The 18,032-nt window shown below is 57.2% G+C and carries 20 protein-coding genes; 13 read left to right on the plus strand and 7 right to left on the minus strand.

Annotated elements, in window-relative coordinates:
- The first annotated feature begins 24 nt into the window (after window positions 1-24).
- The 3 genes from S101446_RS17700 (at window position 25) to S101446_RS08395 (ending at window position 2,445) form a co-directional block, all read left to right on the plus strand.
- Window positions 25-195, plus strand: a complete 171-nt coding sequence (locus S101446_RS17700) for a hypothetical protein (protein WP_157684837.1) — start codon at window positions 25-27, stop codon at window positions 193-195.
- A 17-nt stretch (window positions 196-212) separates the two neighbouring features.
- Complete coding sequence (locus S101446_RS08390; RefSeq protein WP_087608113.1) at window positions 213-1,061, plus strand: alpha/beta fold hydrolase; 849 nt, start codon at window positions 213-215, stop codon at window positions 1,059-1,061.
- A gap of 103 nt (window positions 1,062-1,164) precedes the next feature.
- Window positions 1,165-2,445: an MFS transporter gene (locus S101446_RS08395; protein ID WP_167376424.1), complete on the plus strand. Its 1,281-nt coding sequence runs from the start codon at window positions 1,165-1,167 to the stop codon at window positions 2,443-2,445.
- A gap of 112 nt (window positions 2,446-2,557) precedes the next feature.
- Here the strand turns inward: S101446_RS08395 and S101446_RS08400 are convergent, their stop codons facing one another.
- Window positions 2,558-3,112, minus strand: coding sequence for a DUF2867 domain-containing protein (locus S101446_RS08400; protein WP_087608114.1), 555 nt, complete (start codon window positions 3,110-3,112; stop codon window positions 2,558-2,560).
- An 88-nt stretch (window positions 3,113-3,200) separates the two neighbouring features.
- A complete protein-coding gene (locus S101446_RS08405) occupies window positions 3,201-3,509 on the minus strand; it encodes a hypothetical protein (protein ID WP_087608115.1) in 309 nt (102 codons plus the stop codon).
- 86 nt (window positions 3,510-3,595) lie between these two features.
- On the opposite strand from S101446_RS08405, the gene S101446_RS08410 reads away from it, so the two are divergent.
- Window positions 3,596-4,525, plus strand: a complete 930-nt coding sequence (locus S101446_RS08410) for a LysR family transcriptional regulator (protein ID WP_087608116.1) — start codon at window positions 3,596-3,598, stop codon at window positions 4,523-4,525.
- 80 nt (window positions 4,526-4,605) lie between these two features.
- Here S101446_RS08410 and S101446_RS08415 read toward each other — a convergent pair whose 3' ends face one another.
- On the minus strand, window positions 4,606-5,511 hold the full coding sequence (locus tag S101446_RS08415; protein ID WP_087608857.1) for an AraC family transcriptional regulator: 906 nt from the start codon (window positions 5,509-5,511) through the stop codon (window positions 4,606-4,608).
- A gap of 95 nt (window positions 5,512-5,606) precedes the next feature.
- On the opposite strand from S101446_RS08415, the gene S101446_RS08420 reads away from it, so the two are divergent.
- Window positions 5,607-6,434: an oxidoreductase gene (locus S101446_RS08420; protein ID WP_087608117.1), complete on the plus strand. Its 828-nt coding sequence runs from the start codon at window positions 5,607-5,609 to the stop codon at window positions 6,432-6,434.
- A gap of 112 nt (window positions 6,435-6,546) precedes the next feature.
- On the opposite strand, the gene S101446_RS08425 is transcribed toward S101446_RS08420, so the two are convergent.
- The gene (locus S101446_RS08425) at window positions 6,547-7,125 is read right to left on the minus strand and encodes a TetR/AcrR family transcriptional regulator (protein ID WP_244184122.1); all 579 of its coding nucleotides are present in this window, start codon (window positions 7,123-7,125) and stop codon (window positions 6,547-6,549) included.
- Window positions 7,126-7,259: 134 nt separating this feature from the next.
- Between S101446_RS08425 and S101446_RS08430 the strand changes: the two genes are divergently transcribed.
- From S101446_RS08430 to S101446_RS08440, 3 genes are all read left to right on the plus strand, one after another.
- A complete protein-coding gene (locus S101446_RS08430; protein ID WP_087608119.1) occupies window positions 7,260-8,243 on the plus strand; it encodes an SDR family NAD(P)-dependent oxidoreductase in 984 nt (327 codons plus the stop codon).
- A 64-nt stretch (window positions 8,244-8,307) separates the two neighbouring features.
- Complete coding sequence (locus S101446_RS08435; RefSeq protein ID WP_087608120.1) at window positions 8,308-8,541, plus strand: hypothetical protein; 234 nt, start codon at window positions 8,308-8,310, stop codon at window positions 8,539-8,541.
- A 24-nt stretch (window positions 8,542-8,565) separates the two neighbouring features.
- On the plus strand, window positions 8,566-9,393 hold the full coding sequence (locus S101446_RS08440; RefSeq protein ID WP_087608121.1) for an SDR family NAD(P)-dependent oxidoreductase: 828 nt from the start codon (window positions 8,566-8,568) through the stop codon (window positions 9,391-9,393).
- 120 nt (window positions 9,394-9,513) lie between these two features.
- On the opposite strand, the gene S101446_RS08445 is transcribed toward S101446_RS08440, so the two are convergent.
- The gene (locus tag S101446_RS08445) at window positions 9,514-10,440 is read right to left on the minus strand and encodes a LysR family transcriptional regulator (RefSeq protein WP_244184123.1); all 927 of its coding nucleotides are present in this window, start codon (window positions 10,438-10,440) and stop codon (window positions 9,514-9,516) included.
- 150 nt (window positions 10,441-10,590) lie between these two features.
- On the opposite strand from S101446_RS08445, the gene S101446_RS08450 reads away from it, so the two are divergent.
- The 5 genes from S101446_RS08450 to S101446_RS08475 all read left to right on the plus strand — a co-directional run bounded on the left by S101446_RS08450 (window position 10,591) and on the right by S101446_RS08475 (window position 15,358).
- On the plus strand, window positions 10,591-11,202 hold the full coding sequence (locus tag S101446_RS08450; RefSeq protein WP_087608859.1) for an FMN-dependent NADH-azoreductase: 612 nt from the start codon (window positions 10,591-10,593) through the stop codon (window positions 11,200-11,202).
- Window positions 11,203-11,232: 30 nt separating this feature from the next.
- The gene (locus S101446_RS08455) at window positions 11,233-11,856 is read left to right on the plus strand and encodes a YceI family protein (RefSeq protein ID WP_087608122.1); all 624 of its coding nucleotides are present in this window, start codon (window positions 11,233-11,235) and stop codon (window positions 11,854-11,856) included.
- A 361-nt stretch (window positions 11,857-12,217) separates the two neighbouring features.
- On the plus strand, window positions 12,218-12,451 hold the full coding sequence (locus S101446_RS18765; protein WP_087608123.1) for a zinc-binding dehydrogenase: 234 nt from the start codon (window positions 12,218-12,220) through the stop codon (window positions 12,449-12,451).
- Between the two features lie 351 nt (window positions 12,452-12,802).
- A complete protein-coding gene (locus S101446_RS08465) occupies window positions 12,803-13,969 on the plus strand; it encodes a site-specific integrase (protein WP_087608124.1) in 1,167 nt (388 codons plus the stop codon).
- 202 nt (window positions 13,970-14,171) lie between these two features.
- Window positions 14,172-15,358, plus strand: a protein-coding gene (locus S101446_RS08475; protein ID WP_118963845.1) for an IS3 family transposase whose coding sequence is annotated in 2 segments (ribosomal slippage) — window positions 14,172-14,430 and window positions 14,430-15,358 — 1,188 coding nt in all. Because the reading frame shifts where the segments join, the coding sequence is not laid out codon by codon here.
- Here the strand turns inward: S101446_RS08475 and S101446_RS08480 are convergent.
- Both S101446_RS08480 and S101446_RS08485 read right to left on the minus strand, forming a co-directional pair.
- A complete protein-coding gene (locus S101446_RS08480) occupies window positions 15,342-16,448 on the minus strand; it encodes a Fic family protein (RefSeq protein WP_244184124.1) in 1,107 nt (368 codons plus the stop codon). The two genes, S101446_RS08475 and S101446_RS08480, sit on opposite strands and share 17 nt — an antisense overlap.
- 198 nt (window positions 16,449-16,646) lie before the next feature.
- On the minus strand, window positions 16,647-18,005 hold the full coding sequence (locus S101446_RS08485) for an exonuclease domain-containing protein (protein ID WP_087608125.1): 1,359 nt from the start codon (window positions 18,003-18,005) through the stop codon (window positions 16,647-16,649).
- Window positions 18,006-18,032 lie beyond the last annotated feature (27 nt).

Consider the following 18,032-nt stretch of genomic DNA (forward strand, 5'->3'; position numbering starts at 1 on the left):
CGTATCACATAAAGGATGATGCGCATGCGACCTGCCGGATTTTCGATCGGCGAACCTGTCTCCGGCTTTGGTTCGGTAACGGGCGTTCCCCTTCTGCCGGATGGCCTTGCTAACGCCTTCAAGAGCTATCTGGTCTCGAAACAGCCGGAATCCCTGCTCGTAGCACGTCAGGCCTTTTTCGCACCTTACGCCTGACAGACAGGAAACACGACATGACCCAACCGTCTCTTACACACGGCATGGCCCAGATTGGCGACGTGCGCCTCCATTATGTCCGCGCAGGTCAAGGTGAGCCGGTGCTGCTCGTCCATGGCTGGCCCCAGACGTGGTACGAATGGCATCGCGTCATTCCCCACCTTGTCGAGGCAGGCCATGAAGTGATCGCGGTCGACATGCGCGGTGCCGGTGATTCCTCGCGGCCGGCCAGCGGCTACAACAGCAACACCGTCGCCGACGAATTGCACGCACTCGTCCGGCAGCTTGGCTTTGCAACCATCCGCCTGGTGGCGCACGATAACGGCGCACGGGTGGCCTATGCCTATGCCGCCCGTCATCAGGCCGAGGTCAAGAGTCTGGTGTTCCTCGAAAGCAAGATCCTCGGCATAGAAAGTGACGATGACGCATCAAAGGAATATTGGCATTTCGGCTTCCATCAGGAGGCTGACCTGCCGGAATTGCTGCTTGCCGGGCGCGAGCGCGCGTATCTCAGCTTCTTCTTCAAGCGCTATTCGTTCGACCCGCGTTCGATCACGGAAACCGATATCGACGAATATGTCCGCTGCTACAACGGGCTTGGTGGGATGCGCGCCGGTTTCAGTTACTACCGCGCCTTTCCCGAAACCGCAGTGCAAAGTCGCGAACTGGCGAAAACGAAGCTGACAATCCCGGTCCTTGCCTATGGCGGCTCACATTGCATGGGCGAGATTCCGCTGCGCTCAATGAAACTGGTGGCCGATGATGTGCAGGGTGGCGTCATTCCGAACTGCGGCCACTGGGTGCCCGATGAGAAACCGGAATGGATCGCACGCGAGATCAACAGGTTTCACGGGGTCCAGGGCTGAAGAAACCAGGCCGCATTGTGAGACACCATTTCCAAACTCGCAACTTGACGATGTTACCGATCAATACCCACGGTCGGGACAACGTAACTTTTCGGTCAGTCATATGAAGCTTTCCATAGCCCGAAACAAGGGAACACAACGCCCGCACGTCTTCGTGCTGGTGGTCGGGCTCACCTTTCTCTCGCTGCTGGTATCCGCCGGTGTCCGGGCCACGCCCGGCGTGCTGATGATGCCGTTGCAGGACGCGTTGGGCTGGAGCCGCAGCAGCATTTCCGTCTCGGCCGCCGTGGGGATATTCCTGTACGGGCTCGTCGGGCCTTTCTCCGCCGCCCTCATGCAGAAGTTCGGCATCCGCCGCATGCTGATTGGTGCGCTTCTGCTGATCGGTCTGTCGACACTCATGTCACTGGGCATGACGCAGCCCTGGCAGTTTTTTCTGACCTGGGGTGTGCTGACCGGTTTCGGCACGGGTGCTGTGGCGATGGTGCTGGGCGCCACGGTGGTGAACCGCTGGTTTGTGGCGCGGCGCGGCACGATCATGGGACTGCTGGCCGCCAGCACGGCAACAGGTTCACTGCTTTTCCTGCCGGGTCTTGCGGCACTTGCCCATCATTTTGGGTGGCGGGCACCTGTCATGGTCGTTGCCGCAACCACCCTGATACTGGTGCCCCTTGTGGCTCTTTTCCTGCCAGAGCACCCTGAGGATCGTGGACTGGTGCCACATGGGGCGGAACCGGATCATGAGCCGCTCCGGTATACAGACCAGAACCCTTTACGCACGGCCATAACGGCCCTGCTGGCTGCCGCGCGCAAACGAGACTTCTGGTTTCTGTTCGCGACCTTCTTTGTGTGTGGCTTCACCACGAACGGGCTGATCGGCACGCATTTCATCGCAATCTGCGCTGACCATGGCATTGGGGAAGTTCCGGCGGCAGGATACCTTGCCATGATGGGAATGTTCGATCTTGTCGGCACCACACTGTCCGGCTGGCTGACAGACCGGCTGGATGCGCGCTGGCTGCTATTTTCCTATTATGGACTGCGGGGGCTGTCGCTGATTGCGCTACCCTTCATCGATTTCTCGCCTGAAAGTCTGATGATCTTCGGGATATTCTACGGCCTCGACTGGATCGCAACGGTTCCGCCAACCCTGCGTCTATCCAACATGGCGTTTGGGGAGCGCTCTGCCCCGATCGTGTTCGGCTGGATCATGTTCGGGCACCAGATTGGGGCTGCATGTGCCGCCTCCCTCGCAGGCATGCTGCGACAGGCGCAGGGAAGCTATCAGGACATGCTTGTCCTGGCGGGCGCTGCTGGCGTAATCGCCGCGTTTCTCGCCGTAAGCATTGGCAAGGGTCGTGTCTTGCAGAAAACAGTGATCTGACCGGATCATTAAAGGATATTGCATGATTTTTGTTTTGGAGGAACCGGATGCCGCTGCCCATCCACGCGCGGCGTAGCCTGAGGACAACATGGTTCGAACCGCGTGATCTGATTTACGGATCAGACCTTCCGACACGTTTCAGGCTTGATCGAACGACAAGGACATGAAACGGCTTAATCAAGGCCAGATAAAGACGGCCCAGATTATTGTGGCAATGAACGACGGTGGTAACGAGCACCTCGAAATCGCTTCTGTTAACTGGCATTCGGAGCATGATCGAAATCTTGAAATCAAGGTGCCGGTCATTTTCACCAAGTACAAGCTCATTGGCATTACGTGCAAGAACCGGGAAAAAATCGATGGATTTATTTCCCTCCGCCCGCGCCTTACATCGGAGTTCATCCGTTGTTTTTAAACCGAAGCGAGCGACTATATTGTCGCGTATTGCGAGAAGGCCACGAACCCACCAGGCAGGACGACCAAAAATGATACGCGCTATAAGGTCTATGTCGTAGGGCACATCATTATGAGGTGTTATGCTAAAGGAGTCGACAAGGTCGGCGTCCTTGAATGCGCTGGCAATACTGCTTTCTGTAGGCAAAGTGGCCAACTGCACAGTATTGCCCGCACCATTCGATATCAGATGCGACGGATGATGTTTTTTCATCTCTCTTCACTAGAAGAACATTCTGGGTATGAAACGTGATGACTTCATCCGGGTCCAGCAATTATCCGGACCTACCGAACTGACTGCCTTATGCTGATCCCAACAGGCTTTTATCAAACAATGCCTGAAACTGTACGAATGGACCTAGCGCCACCACCTGACGATCAAGCAGATGTTCCTGAATCATAGGCAAGCGATCGAGTTCGGAGTGAAGAGCGGCTTCATCAGCCACTTCGTAGATCAGCGTAACGACAGGTGGGCCTGGCGAGAAATAGAACTCGCGGAGCACGCCATTATTATAAGACTCCCAGACCGCCTTGATCTCCGCAACCATGTGCGGTGCGATGTCTTCCACTTTCTTGCCGGCAGCCGGCGTCAGTAAGACCAGGTATTTCATCTCTCTCTCCATTCCAAGTAAAAATTAATATGTAGCTGATGAGGATGTTCTTGAAGCTAAGTAGCGTTCATGTCAGTGTTGACTGTATGTCCACACCGTCATTGTCTCCGGGCCTTCTTCAGCTTTTGTGGTTCGTGCGCATCGTTGAAGCAGGCTCATTTGCAGAGGCTGCTCGCCGTGCGGGCGTTACAACTTCAGCCATGTCAAAGGCCCTGACCCGGTTTGAACAAAAGCATGGTGTTCGTCTGCTACATCGCACGACGCATGCCCTCTCGCTGACGGATGAGGGTGATCGCCTGTTTGGCCAGGGTCGTCATTTGCTGGACAGTCTGGAACAGATTGAAACGTCACTCGCTGAATTGGGAAACCAGAGTGCCATCGGGTGTGTCCGGATCACCGCTCCAACAGCCTTTGCGCGCGCCTGTATCATGCCCGAACTCCCTGCGTTCCTGCATGCGCATCCGGAAATCAATATCGAGATCCAACTCGGTGACGAAATGGCGGACCTCGCCACACGTGGCATCGATCTTGCTATCCGCTCCGGTAATCTCAATGGTCTGCCCGGCCATATCTCTCGCAAGCTATACTCATTCCCCTGGATAGCATGTGCCACCCCCGAATATCTTCGGCTTCATGGCGTGCCAGAAACACCGGCGGATCTGGCAGGGCATAAGCAGATCGGCTTCAGGAACAAGGGGACAGGCCAAATCGATAACTGGCGCTTCATGTCACCGGTGGACGGAAAGGCCATACGTCATGTTCCCCGGCCAAAGCATGTCTTCGACGATGGTGAGGCCGCCTGGAGCATCGTTCGGGCCGGGTTCGGCATCGGATGGGCACCTGCGTGGCTGGGTCTTGATGATCTTCGCAGTGGCCATGTCGTCGAGATATTAAAAGACTGGCGGATCGCCGAGGCGCCTCTTTCTGCCGTACGTCTGGAGAAACGCCATACGCCTGCGCGCACGCAAATCGTTATGGACTTTCTTGCCGCCCTGCCTTCGACATGGCAGATCTAAAAGTGAAGGCGACTACCGCCTGTCTGCCAGGTGTCGTCAAACAAACGGACGACCTCGGGCGCAGGATTTTCGCTTCGGGCCTATACCGGTTCCCCAAGATGTTCCCGCATCCATTGAGTCTCCTCGCTGGGACTGCGGCGGAAATGGCGCCTGAAGTCCCGGCTGAACTGGGCGGGGCTGGCATAGCCGACTTCGGCGGCAATCGCGGCAATCGATCCCTTACGCCGCGCGATCATCAGCCTGGCTTCGTGCAGCCGTAGGGCCTTGATGTACTGGATCGGGGTATTCCCGGTAAAAGACTTGAAGCTGGCGTAATAGGAAGGAACGCTCATACCGACCGTTGCCGCAAGCTCCGGTACCGACAATCCTTCATTGTAGCGTTCGCGGATGAGCGACAGGCTCTGCACGATCCTGCCTGTCGTGCCGTTGCGGCGCAGGGCCACCATTAGCGAGCCCCCCTGAGGACCGATCAGGATGCGATAATGCAACTCGCGCAATAATCCCGGTCCAAGAATGGCGAGTTCCTGCGGATGATGGAAAGCATGAAGCAGACGCTGGAGCACGTCAGCAATGGAAGGCACCATCCGGCTTGAAACCAGACTTCTTGCCTTCCCCCTCTCGTCATGACCGACCTGCCCTTCCAGTATGGTCACGATTTCAGCGGCAAGATGCAGGTCAAAATCGAAGTAGATGGCAAGCAGAGGCTGACCGGGGCTAGCCTGCGAAGCCATCCGAAAAGACACAGGGACTGAAACGGCAAGATAATGGTCGGCGTCATAGCGGTAGACCTTGCCATTGAGGAAGCCCTGCTTGGAGCCTTGCAATACGAAGACCGCACCGGGGCGATAAAGGACCGGTACATCTTCAAGAATGGTCTCGGAACGCAGGATGCGGATACAAGGCAAGGGCGTGGCGTTGTAGCCATGTCGCGGTGCAAGTTCAGCGGCCAGCGCGAGGAGCGGAGAGGATGTGGGTTGAGGATTCATAGGATCGAGCAAGAAAATCAGAGGAAATGCGATAGGGGACGCATTAATGTGATATTATTGATCAAGGCTTGAATACAATCAAGCAGAGCAGAACCATGCCAGAGCAGACTTTTTTCATCACGGGCGCCAACTCGGGGTTGGGGTTTGCCATTGCCCGAGCCGCCTTTGATGCGGGCCACAGGGTAATCGGGGCAGTCCGGTCAGAAACCGCGAGGGCCTCATTACTGGAACGACTACCGCATGCCCGCGCGGTCCTTTGTGACGTCACCGCGTTCGACCGCATTCCCGCCATCGTCGCACAGGCAGAAGAAGACCACGGCCCGGTCGATGTGCTCATCAACAATGCTGGCTACGGACATGAAGGCGTTCTGGAGGAATCCCCTCTCGAAGAAATGCGCCACCAGTTCGACGTCAATGTCTTTGGTGCGGTTGCGGTCGCCAAAGCCTTCCTGCCACGTTTTCGGGAACGGCGCAGAGGGTTCATCGTGAACGTGACATCAATGGGCGGCCTGATCACGATGCCCGGCATAGCGTATTACTGTGGCAGCAAGTTTGCCCTGCAGGGGATTTCGGAAGTCATGCGCGCAGAAATGGCGCCCTTCGGTGTTCATGTCACGGCGTTGTGCCCCGGATCATTCCGTACAGACTGGGCCGGGCGTTCGATGGTCAGGACCGGGCGCTCGATTACGGACTATGATGCTCTGTTCGATCCGATCCGGGCTGCACGACACGAGAAGGACGGCAGGCAGTTGGGCGATCCGGCGAAACTCGCCGCCGCAGTGCTTCAGCTTGTTGCGTCGGACGCGCCCCCACCGCAACTCCTTCTGGGCAGTGACGCCCTGCGTCTGGTTCGTGAACGTATCTCCCGCTTGGAAAGAGAAATTGCGGATTGGGAGGACTTGACCCGATCGACGGACGGCTGACGTTTTCGCACGCCACTGTTCGCTGACGATGGTCCAAGCCTGACCACGTCCTGCGCCACGTTACCGGGATGGCGGCTGTCACAGGCTGCCACCCTGCCCTCCGCCGAAACGCTCACCCTTTGGGCCGCGAGCCTGCGATCAGAACATCAACGAGACGTTTTGCACGCACCTCCCAACCGGGACCTGTCGCGTAGTTTGAGACACCACCGAGGGCGCACAGCAGGTCTACCGGCTCGATGTCAGGCCGGATGTCACCGCTTTGCGTGGCACGGGTAACAAGCCCGCCAATCGCGGCGGTGAGAACGGTGCGGGAATCCGCATAGATCGCATCCGTCCCGCCAATAAGGCTGTTCAGCGCGGGGGCGATCACCTGCTTGGCCGCGATGTAATCCACAAACAGGTTCAGCCAGGCGCGCAGCGCTTCAACGGGCGCATGTGTCTCCGCCAGACGAGTGGCTGCCGCTGCGAGCCTGTTCAGTTCATCACGATAGACCGCCTCGATCAGGGCGTCGCGATTGGCGAAATGGCGATACAGCGTGCCAATCCCCACGCCGGTCCGCCGCGCAATTTCATCCAGGGGAATGTCGATTTCGCCTGATCCAAAGGCAGTCCTGGCCGTTTCCAGCAGGCGTTCGCGATTTTTGCGTCCATCGCTGCGTGGCCTGCGCCGGCGCGTCTGGTCCTCTTTCACGTCTTTCCCTCTTGTTAAACGGATGAATACTCCGTATATAAATAAGCGGAGCATGCTTCCACATAACTCCCCGGGCACCCATTCCGCAAGGAATGGCGTTCCCTTCATGCTGGAGGCCTATCATGGCACAGACTATGACACAGCAGTTTGGCGCAACATCCACAACCGAGGATGTCCTGCGCAACATTTCCCTTGCCGGAAAGCGCGTCCTCGTCACCGGCGTTTCAGCAGGACTGGGCGTTGAGACGGCGCGTGCGCTGGCAGCCCACGGGGCCAGTGTCGTGGTGGCCGTACGCAACCTTGCGAAGGCAGAACACGCCACCGCGCAGGTCCGTGCCGATGCGGAAAAAGGCGGCGGATCGCTTGAACTGCTTGAACTGGACCTCGCGGATCTCGCCAGCGTTCGCGCCGCCACGGACCGCCTGAATGCGGCCGGCAAACCGTTCGATCTGGTCATCGCCAATGCGGGCGTGATGGCCACCCCCTTCGGCCATACGAAGGACGGATTCGAAACCCAGTTCGGCACCAACCATCTGGGGCATTTCGTGCTGGTCAACCGGATTGCCGGCCTGCTGCGGGCAGGCTCCCGCCTGGTCAATCTTTCCTCCGCCGGGCATCGCTTTTCGGATGTCGATCTTGCCGACCCGAACTTCGCGCACACGCCGTATGACCCCTGGGTTGCTTACGGCCGGTCAAAGACCGCCAACATCCTGTTCGCGGTTGCTTTCGATGCCCGGCATCGGGCGCAGGGCATACGGGCCACTGCCGTGCATCCCGGCGCGATCATGACGGAACTCGTGCGTTATCTGCCGGAGGGCGCACTGGAAGCAATGGAGGCGCAGATCAACGCGCAGGCTGCTGCCGCAGGTAAACCGCCATTCGAGTTCAAGACAGTCCCGCAGGGTGCTGCGACCTCGGTCTGGGCTGGCGTCGTTGCTGCCGCCGATGCAGTCGGTGGACATTATTGCGAGGACTGCCACGTCGCACCGGTCATTCCCAATGACGCGCCCAAAGGACTGCTTGATGAGGGTGTGCGTGCCTATGCCGTCGATCTGGCCCATGCCGAGGCATTGTGGGCAAAAAGCGAGGAAATGGTGGGAGAGCGGTTCGCATCGTAACCGCCGCCTGCATGACAGCCTGATCTGAAGAGGCATCAATGCCTGCCAGATCGGGCCCTCCCCTATGAATGAACTGACCATTTCCTGCCTGCCGATCCGCTTTACATTCTTGGTGGATCAGCAGGCTGCGTTTCCTTTGTCATTCTTCAGGCTGCTTTCTTTCCGCCTGCAGGACGGCACCAGTATCAACTTCATCAAGCAACAGTTTTGCTTCAGTGATGCCTACCCTTTGTCCGGGCGTCAGGAAGAGGGTGGCGCTGCGCTTGATGGTCAGTCGAACGAACGTCCGGATGGGTAACTAATCAATTGAAAGGACAGGCATATGCTTAAAATCTGGTTTGTAACCGGCAGTTCACGCGGTCTTGGCCGCGACATTGTCGAGGCCGCCCTGTCGGCCGGTGATAGCGTCGTTGCAACGGCGCGCAACCCCGCTGATCTCGATGCGCTGGTCGCTCAATATGGCGAGCGCATATTGCCCCTGTCCCTTGACGTCACCGACGCCAAAGCAGCCCAGGCTGCTGTCCTGCAGGCAAAAGAGCATTTCGGCCGTATTGATGTCGTGGTCAATAATGCAGGCTATGCCAATACGGCCTCGGTCGAAGACATGGCGATCGAGGACTTTACCCAGCAGGTCCAGACGAACTTCTTTGGCGTCGTCTATGTCAGCAAGGCTGTGCTTCCCATCCTGCGCGAACAGGGGCACGGCCACATCTTCCAGATAGCTTCTGTCGGCGCACGTATCACGGTTCCCGGTCTGGGTGCCTATCAGGCCGCCAAATTTGCGGTGCGTGGCTTCTCTCTGGTTCTGGCGCAGGAAATGGCACCGCTAGGCGTCAAGGTCACAACGATCGAACCGGGCGGCATCAGAACTGACTGGGCTGGTTCTTCCATGAAAATCCCGCCAATCAGTGCACCCTATGAACAGACAGTCGGGGCCTTTGCAAAGAGGATACGTGAGGGTTCAGGCCATCAGAGTTCGGACCCCGCCAAGATCGCCAGCCTGATTGTCGGTCTGGCAAACCGGGAGGACACGCCGATGGAACTGCTTGTTGGTGTCGATGCGGTTGAATATGTGAAACGGTCTGACGAAGCAGTGACGGAGAATGACCGTAAATGGCACGACCTTTCGATCACGACCAAGGCGGACTGATGTATGATGTCTCTCCGGTTAGCAAAAGCTAACGGACGGATAAGTTAGGCCTCAGGAACGTCGGTGCCGGTTTCGATCGCATGATGAGGCGGGTCGGGACCGGCCTTTTCAAAGTCCGGGTCACTGATCGGCAGTTTTGCCCGGGCAAAGCTTCAGCCTGTCAATCAGCCACCGACCCGCGCGCCCCGGCGGCTCGGCCGTGGGATAAACGACCGTCATGGGCATATCCACTCCCCCTTGGGAGATGCTGTCGATACGGAGTTCGACCAGCCGGCCGCTTTCGATATCGGCCTGCACTGTGTGCGACGGCATCCCGCCCCAGCCCAGGCCACCAAGAAGAAAATGATGCTTGGCGTAGAGATCCGCGAGCCGCCATGTCAGTGGGGACATGATGCCACGTTCCTTGCCAGCAGACAGATTTGTGCGGTCGGTCAGCACAAGCTGGACGTGGCGGGCCAGTTCTTCCTTGGGAATGATACCATCAATCCGCGCCAGAGGATGGTCATGGGCTGCCACGATCAGGAAACGGATATCCCCCAGCGCCTCGCTGGACATGGAAGCAGGAACATCGGGCAGAGGACCGGCAATGCCAATGCTGGCTCGCCCATCGAGAAGCGGCTGAAACACGCCGCCAAGGGCCTCGACATACAGCCGCAGGGGCGTGTGCGGAAATGTCTCGCGGAATTTCGCAGCCACGGCTGTGATGCGGTCCATCGGGAAGAACACGTCCACCACGACCGACAGTTCGGGTTCCAGTCCGGACGCCATGCCTTTCGCCCGCGCCTTCATGAAGTCTACATTCGCAACCACGCCACGCGCATCGGCCAGCAGCACCCTGCCAGCAGGCGTCAGTTGCGGGTAACGACCAGACCGGTCGAAGAGTACGATCCCCATCTGCGCCTCAAGTGTTGCGATCATTTCACTGACCGCTGATTGCGACCGGTGCAGCAGCCGGGCTGCCGCCGAGAAGCTGCCTTCATCGCTGGCGGCAATGAAGGTGCGCAGTTGATCCAGTGATACGCCGTCCAGCATAGGCCCCCGATCCATCGGTTTTTCCAGTATTATATATCGGAATATAGCATCTTTATAGATGGATAAATCCATGGGACATGCTGGATCATGTTCAGGGCAATCAGAAACCTATTTTCAGGGCGTAACAGAAAAGCCCCGGCCAATTCCTCTATGGAGATGACCACAATGAAGATCCTGCATATTGATTCCAGTATTCTCGGCGCCCATTCGGTCAGCCGCCAGCTTTCGGCAGAAACTGTTGCGCAGCAGAAGGCCGCGCACCCGGACGCCACCGTCATCTATCGAGATCTTGCTGCAAGTCCCATCCCCTATCTGACCGGTGAGCATATGGCGGCATTCCAGGGGGCACCGGTAACGGACGCCGCACTCGCCGACGATCTGGCAACCGGCAACGGGTATATCGATGACCTTCTGCTCGCCGACATCATTGTCATTGGCGCACCGATGTACAATTTATCTGTTCCCGCCCAGCTCAAATCCTGGATCGACCGGGTGGTTGTCGCGGGCAGGACGTTCCAGTATGGCGCGACCGGCCCCGAAGGGCTGCTTCCGAAGGGCAAGAAGGCATTCATCATCTCGACGCGCGGCGGGGTCTATACCGGGGACAGCCCGGCCGCCGCTCTGGATTATCAAGAGAAGTATCTCGGCACTGTCCTCGCATTCATCGGCCTGACGGATGTCACCTGGATACGCGCTGAAGGACTGGCGCTGGGGCAGGACGCAAAAGATGCCGCCATTGTGCAGGCCCAGGGCGAAATTGCCGGTCTTCCGGTCTGAATACCCTTTTATCTCACAGGAATACGCCCCATGATCAAACGTCATTTTGCCACGTCCGCCCTTATGGCGGCCGTCCTATTCGGCGCAGTTTCACAGGCTTCCGCCCAGCAGGTTGCCAACACCGATCCGTCAGCGGTGAAGGCTGGCACCTACAAGGTCGAGCCCTATCACACGCAGGTCGGCTTCACCCTCTCGCATATGGGGTTCAGCAATTTTTCCGGTTTTTTTACGGGCGCATCCGGTTCGCTCACGATTGACCCGGCCCATCTTTCGAGCACCAGCCTCGATATCACCATTCCGGTGCAGTCGGTTGACACCACGGTGCCGAAGCTGGATGGCGAACTGAAAAGTGCGCAGTGGTTTGACGCAGATAAGTTTCCCAATGCGACGTTCAGATCGACCCGGGTCGTCCGGACCGGTGTCAATACCGCGAACATCACCGGCAACCTGACCCTGCACGGCGTGACAAAGCTGGTCACGCTCAAGGCCCGCCTGATCGGCAGCGGGACCAACCCGCTCGACAAGATGTTTACCGTAGGCTTTGAAGCGACTGGCACGATTGTCCGTAGCGAGTTTGGCGTCAAACAGTACGTGCCGCTCGTGGGTGACGACGTGACACTGACGATCGCTGGCGCGTTCGAGTTGCAGCAGTAAACAGCAATCTGCGCCATGGTCTGTTGAGCGATATACGCGTCTGGCGATCATTCTTCACTGGATTATGGCGTCTGGTATCGCAGGCCCGGTTCCCATCGGCCTATGGTTCAAGGCGGTCTCGCGCCAGATGCAACGTTCTGTCTCTATCAGCTTCTCAAATCGATCGGCATCAGGATTCTTCTGGCGATAGTGGTGCGGCTGGCATGGTGTTTCGCGCCACCGCTACCACAAACAATGCCACAAGGTGAAAAGACGGCAGGCCCATACAGGCCATATCATGCTTTATGCCACGCCATTCATGATCTCGGTAACGGGCTAGGCACTGGTATCAAACTCCCCTTGTTCGGTATCCCGACCGTTCTTGATAGAGTGGTACCATGGTCATTCGACGCAGCTTTTTAACTGGATCATCGGAGGCAAGCTGCAGGTCCACATCGAGGGTACATACCCGCTGGCCGACGCCGCTCGCGCTCCTACCGATATGGAAAGCCGCAAGACGGCCGACAAGCTCTTGGAGATCTTGACATTCATCGCCGAATGGAAACTATCGTGGAGTGAAGCGCACGATTCTGTATCGCAACTGGTTGCAGATTAGGCTGGCCTGATTTGAACCTGCAAAACTATATCATTGATTTTTTTGTATTTATTTTTACCCCGTCATCTACCCAAACAAAAAAGCCGCCCTTACGGGCGGCTTTTCTTTTTGTCTTTTCAGACGGATATGTTTGGTTGCGGGGGCAGGATTTGAACCTGCGGCCTTCAGGTTATGAGAAAGATTTTTTAGCCTACGCTGGCCAGCGCCCGTGCCGCCAGAATAGCGCCGGACCACGAAAACCCTTTGTTTTTCCTTGAAAAATGGCCCCATCGGGATACGTCATTCGTTCACCGACTACGCTCGGTTGCGCTCTCATCTGTTTCCTATGTGTTTCCTGCGGCGGAGGCGAGAATGGCCCGGCTCAACAAGAAAACCGTCACGGCGGCGACGCCCGAAGCAAAAGATTATTTCCTGTGGGATGACAGCATCCCGGCCTTTGCGGTCCGGGTCTGGCCATCGGGCCGCAAGGTCTACGTCATTCACTACCGCTCTGGCGGAAGGCTGCGGCGTTACACGATTGGCCAGCATGGCAGCCCGTGGACAGCGGATCTCGCCCGTGATGAAGCCATCAGGATCCTCGCGCGGGTCCATACTGGAGAAAATCCGGCGGACAAACGGTCCGATGATCGCAAGGCCATGACTGTCGCGAGCTTCTCCAGACGCTTTCTCGACGAATATGTCGATGTCCACCTGAAACCCAGAACACGGGGGGAATACAGGCGCTCGGTGGAACTGTTCATTGTGCCGAAATTCGGAAGCTGGCGGATGGCTGACCTTTCGCGGGCTGAAGTTGTCGAATTTCATGGCAGCTTCCGGCATATCCCCTATCAGGCCAACCGGACGCTGGGCGTGCTGTCAAAAATGTTCAGCCTCGCCGATCTGTGGGGTATCCGCCAGGACGGTGTGAATCCATGCCGGGGCGTCAAACGCTACCGGGAAGAAAGACGCGAGCGTTTTCTCACCCGGGATGAGTATGCCCGGTTAGGAGGCAGCCTCGACAAGGCAGCCGAAGACATGCCCGAAGCGGCACGGGCCATCCGTCTGCTTGCCCTCACGGGTTGCCGGTTGCGGGAAATCCAGACGCTCCAGTGGGCGCATGTCTGGCTGGGTGAAGCCGAACTGCGCCTCCCCGACAGCAAAACCGGAGCAAAAACTGTCCAGTTGGGCACGGCGGCGGTTGATGTCCTGAAGGCCACCCCTCGCCTGCCCGACAATCCCTATGTCATCACCGGACGCAAAGCTGGCGAATATCTCACTGACCTGCAAAAACCGTGGCGGCGTATCCGCAAGGCGGCAGGCCTGGATGGCGTCAGGCTCCACGATCTCCGTCATTCCTTTGCATCGGATGCCCTGGAGATGGGAGCGGACCTGACAATGATTGGCCGGATGCTGGGCCATAGCGACATCAAGACCACCTCCCGCTACGCCCATCTGAAGCGAGAAAATGTCAAACGCTCGACGGATCAGGTCGCCCAGCGCATTTCATCCGCGCTCACCGATGCAAGGATACAGGCCTGAATGCCGATCATACCCAATCAACGGCCTGTCCGTCAGCATCGGCCCGCGTTTTACGTCTCGGGAACAACTAGCACATAGCTGGTGCTTCTTCCTCCTGCAGCCTCCCTAGCCAGAATATCGCGCGATACGAGATCATAGAGGTGGTCCCCATTTTTCGGACAGGGCGATAAGCTATCATCTGGCCTGAACGAGGACGGGTTTTATGGGCAAGGTTACGCGGAAGAGGTATGCGGCAGAGTTCAAGTCACGGGTTGCGCTGGAGGCGATCCGTGGGGAACTGACGCTGGCGGAACTGGCTTCGAAACATGGGGTACATCAGACGATGATCGCCCAGTGGAAACGGCAGGCGATCGAGGGGATGGCGGCGACCTTTTCCGGGAAGACGGTGGCTGAGCCCCCGGTCAGCCCAGCTGACGTGGAGAAACTGCACGCGAAGATAGGCGAACTTCTCGTGGAACGGGATTTTTTACGCGATGCCTCTGCTCGGTTGGGCGTGATCAGAGGCGGCAGATGATTGACCCGAAGAGAGCATGCCTGCCGATAATCCGGCAATGCACGCTGCTGCAACTCAACCGGTCGGGCGTCTACTATCGGCCTGTGCCACAGAGCGAAGCCAATCTGGAGCTGATGCGGCTGATCGACGCCCAGTTCCTGGAAACGCCGTATTATGGCTCACGGCAGATGACATGGCATCTGCGCCGCCAGGGACATGAAGTGGGCCGCAAGCGGGTCCGGCGGCTCATGGCGATCATGGGCCTGCGGGCGATCTACCAGAAGCCGCGCACGACCGTGCCCCATCCGGAGCATCGGAAATATCCATATCTGCTACGGGATCTGGTCATCAATCGGCCTGACCAGGTCTGGTGTTCCGATATCACATATATTCCCATGAAACGGGGATTTCTCTATCTCGTGGCGATCATGGACTGGTTCACGCGCAAGGTCCTGTCCTGGCGTCTGTCGAACACGATGGACGTGGAGTTCTGTATCGAGGCGCTACAGGATGCCCTCATGCGCTATGGCGCCCCGGACATTTTCAATACTGACCAGGGGTCGCAATTTACGACACCCCGTTTCAGCGGGATACTGGAAGAGCGTCAGATCCGCATCAGCATGGATGGGCGCGGTCGCTGGCTGGACAACGTGTTCATCGAGCGTCTGTGGCGGTCGCTGAAATACGAATGCGTCTACCTGTACGCGTTCGAGACCGGATCAGAGCTGAGGGCCGGGCTTGGCAGATGGATCGCCCATTATAACGAAAGGCGTCCGCATACGGCGCTGGCTGGACGAACGCCCGATGAGGCGTATCATGACGTGCCGACGCCATCTGGTCCGGGGTTAACCCCGGACCAGATGGCCAACAGCAACGCCGTCAGAAGGGCGGCATAACAACAACCGGGTATAGCTTATCAAGCCCGCAAAACTGTCCGAACGGACGGGACCACCTCACATTGATATCTCGCAGGGCTGTATCCGGTGACGTCTTTGCAAGCTTTGCCCATTTGGATGAGGTTAGCTTACCCTCAAACCCATCGAGCAGACGGTTGAGCATGAGGCGTTGCCGGTCATTGACCGATTGTCCGGCCAAAGTGTCCCAAAAACGGGCTTTCTGGAGGACTTTTCCCAGGACCAGCTCAGCGCGATCAAAGGCGCGATCCAGCGCCCCCAGAAACCAGAGCAGCCAGGACGTGATGTCCATATCCCCCTTCTGGGTAGCCTCAAGGGTTGCGTAATAATCCTTCCGTTCCTGACGGATCTGGGCTGACAGGCTGTAAAATCGCTGATCTGTCTGTTCCGAGCGCGCCAGCATGAGGTCGCCGATGGCCCGCGCCATGCGCCCGTTTCCGTCTTCAAACGGATGAATGGTGACAAACCACAGATGTGCGATGGCTGCCTTCAGCACAGGATCCAGCGCTTGCCCGGCATTGCACCAGTTGAGGAAGACCTGCATCTCTGCGGGCACCCTGCTGGCTGTCGGCGCCTCATAATGAACCTTCTCCCGTCCGACCGCGCCAGACACGACCTGCATCGGGCCGGTTCTGTCATCACGCCACTCTCCGACCAGAATGCGTGCCATGCCGTTTCGGCCAGTGGGAAACAAAGCCGCATGCCAGGCGAACAGCCTCTCCTCGGTCAGCGGGTCGGCATAATGTCGGGTCGCATCCAGCATCATCTCCACAACACCTTCGACATCCCGATCCACCGATGCCAGCGCGCCAATATCCATCCCCAGTCGCCGGGCAATGGAAGAACGCACCTGCTCACGATCGAGGTTTTCGCCCTCGATCTCGCTCGACTTGATGACATCTTCCGTCAGGGTCTGGAGCACAGCTTCCGACCTGAAATCGAAGCCAAGGCTTTCCATACGGCCCAGGAGCCGACCCTGCCGGTGACGCACGGCAGCCAGTTCTTGGGAAATGGTATCCTTGTCCCACTGGAAGCCGGGCCAGTCTGCATGCTGATGAATGTATCGCGCCATATTCCCTGCACTCCTTGCGGCGAATATGGCGCCTAATCGCCGCAAGCTGCAAGATTATATACGCGCAATGTGCGGCAAATAACTCTGTCATTCTCGAACGCAAGCCATATAACCGTCTTACTCGCCGATACCAAAAAAGCTTTCTCCATTGAATGTAAAAATTGGCATCAGACCAAACAGCCAAGATGCTCTATTTCTCTAAACAGCGCGTTCAGCCAGCCAGTTCGAAATGCTCTGCTTAGCTTCCGAAGACATCTTAGAGGAGCAGGATGTAAGCTCCTTTCTCGCATCACCTAGTGATCGCCAAGGCTGGCCACCAGGTTCTCCTTCAAGACGTCTTGCAATCCCCGCATCGATCGGCCGGGTCTCACGCAGTGTCAATATCTGCGGCGCTTGCACATAGAGGATACGCATCGCGAGACGGCGGAAGCGAACGTCCTCAAAAGCTTTTGCGATCTCGAGTTGCTCCGGCGGTGCGGCCCTGTGAAATTCGGCCATAAGTTTAGCGTCACAGTTACTGGCAAACCCGTCAAAGATGGTTTCCTCGACTTGAGCACCATTCGCCGTTGGAGAAGCTGATAACGGCTCTAGGAGTTCCGCTAAATCAGCGCAATAAGAACGGTCGCTTGCAAGGAAAGAGGCCTGTGCGAGTTCTAAGTCTGTGGGCATGACACTCGCAAAATTTTCGGCTTCCTCAAGCGTTAAAACAACTGGAGCCTTGTTAAGTGCGACACGGCGAAGCATTTGACGCATAGCTCCTGAATTGTCTACTGACAGTATGCTTGCACCTTTCCAGTCGAATGAAAGTCTGGCTAATGTTGCATGCGAACGCAGCCGACCGTCGTCCACTCGATAGTAACAAGACAACGAGGGCTTAGCACCATGATGGAAGAGAAATAGCGGTTCGCCAGCATCCAATAACGATGAAATTACAGATTTAGAGGCCCGGCCACTTAGCTTTTCCCATAGTTCTGAAAAACCAGTTTTTAACTTCCGAGCTAAGAAGAGTGTTGCTTCGACATCACCCATCGCATCATGGGCATGATGTGCGTTGAACCCGTTAAAGGGGGCCAGCACATCCAAACGATAGGTTGGCATCCCATCATCTCGATGCGGTACTATTAGAACGCTAGAGCGAAAAGTAGAGGCAGCACGGAGAATTACCAAGAGATCGAGACGGGAATTACCACCTGTCACAGTCACATAAGGCGGAAGCAACGCCTGCCAGAAAGCGCGCTGCAAGAAAGGTTCATCAAAAGGTATCGAGTTGTAGCCTACAAAAGTTGCCCTTCCCCATGCATTGAGCTGCTGAGCGATCGCACGCATCATTGAATAAAAGTCGGGTAAAGTCGGGTCATCGAGGAGACGAACGTCGGTATCTGTAACGAGAAGCGCACCTGGCGCCGGAACAATCCACGGAAGAAGTCGGCAACGAATTTCGAAACGATCGAGTTCGACCAGATTTCGGTCAGTCAAGACCGCACCAAACTGCATTATCTGGTCAAAAACAATATTGGTTCCGGTCGTTTCGAGATCGTAGAAAATGAAATTGCTCATCTGACGACAACGGCCTTTCCGAAATTG

Origin of the sequence: Komagataeibacter europaeus (genome assembly GCF_002173515.1) — a bacterium.
Lineage (GTDB): Bacteria > Pseudomonadota > Alphaproteobacteria > Acetobacterales > Acetobacteraceae > Komagataeibacter > Komagataeibacter europaeus.

Bases quoted from the DNA above. Each gene is read 5' to 3' on its own strand.
- S101446_RS17700 (WP_157684837.1), top strand. From the start codon at position 25: ATGCGACCTGCCGGATTTTCGATCGGCGAACCTGTCTCCGGCTTTGGT.
- S101446_RS08390 (WP_087608113.1), top strand. From the start codon at position 213: ATGACCCAACCGTCTCTTACACACGGCATGGCCCAGATTGGCGACGTG.
- S101446_RS08395 (WP_167376424.1), top strand. From the start codon at position 1,165: ATGAAGCTTTCCATAGCCCGAAACAAGGGAACACAACGCCCGCACGTC.
- S101446_RS08400 (WP_087608114.1), bottom strand. From the start codon at position 3,112: ATGAAAAAACATCATCCGTCGCATCTGATATCGAATGGTGCGGGCAAT.
- S101446_RS08405 (WP_087608115.1), bottom strand. From the start codon at position 3,509: ATGAAATACCTGGTCTTACTGACGCCGGCTGCCGGCAAGAAAGTGGAA.
- S101446_RS08410 (WP_087608116.1), top strand. From the start codon at position 3,596: ATGTCCACACCGTCATTGTCTCCGGGCCTTCTTCAGCTTTTGTGGTTC.
- S101446_RS08415 (WP_087608857.1), bottom strand. From the start codon at position 5,511: ATGAATCCTCAACCCACATCCTCTCCGCTCCTCGCGCTGGCCGCTGAA.
- S101446_RS08420 (WP_087608117.1), top strand. From the start codon at position 5,607: ATGCCAGAGCAGACTTTTTTCATCACGGGCGCCAACTCGGGGTTGGGG.
- S101446_RS08430 (WP_087608119.1), top strand. From the start codon at position 7,260: ATGACACAGCAGTTTGGCGCAACATCCACAACCGAGGATGTCCTGCGC.
- S101446_RS08435 (WP_087608120.1), top strand. From the start codon at position 8,308: ATGAATGAACTGACCATTTCCTGCCTGCCGATCCGCTTTACATTCTTG.
- S101446_RS08440 (WP_087608121.1), top strand. From the start codon at position 8,566: ATGCTTAAAATCTGGTTTGTAACCGGCAGTTCACGCGGTCTTGGCCGC.
- S101446_RS08445 (WP_244184123.1), bottom strand. From the start codon at position 10,440: ATGGATCGGGGGCCTATGCTGGACGGCGTATCACTGGATCAACTGCGC.
- S101446_RS08450 (WP_087608859.1), top strand. From the start codon at position 10,591: ATGAAGATCCTGCATATTGATTCCAGTATTCTCGGCGCCCATTCGGTC.
- S101446_RS08455 (WP_087608122.1), top strand. From the start codon at position 11,233: ATGATCAAACGTCATTTTGCCACGTCCGCCCTTATGGCGGCCGTCCTA.
- S101446_RS08465 (WP_087608124.1), top strand. From the start codon at position 12,803: ATGGCCCGGCTCAACAAGAAAACCGTCACGGCGGCGACGCCCGAAGCA.
- S101446_RS08480 (WP_244184124.1), bottom strand. From the start codon at position 16,448: ATGGCGCGATACATTCATCAGCATGCAGACTGGCCCGGCTTCCAGTGG.
- S101446_RS08485 (WP_087608125.1), bottom strand. From the start codon at position 18,005: ATGAGCAATTTCATTTTCTACGATCTCGAAACGACCGGAACCAATATT.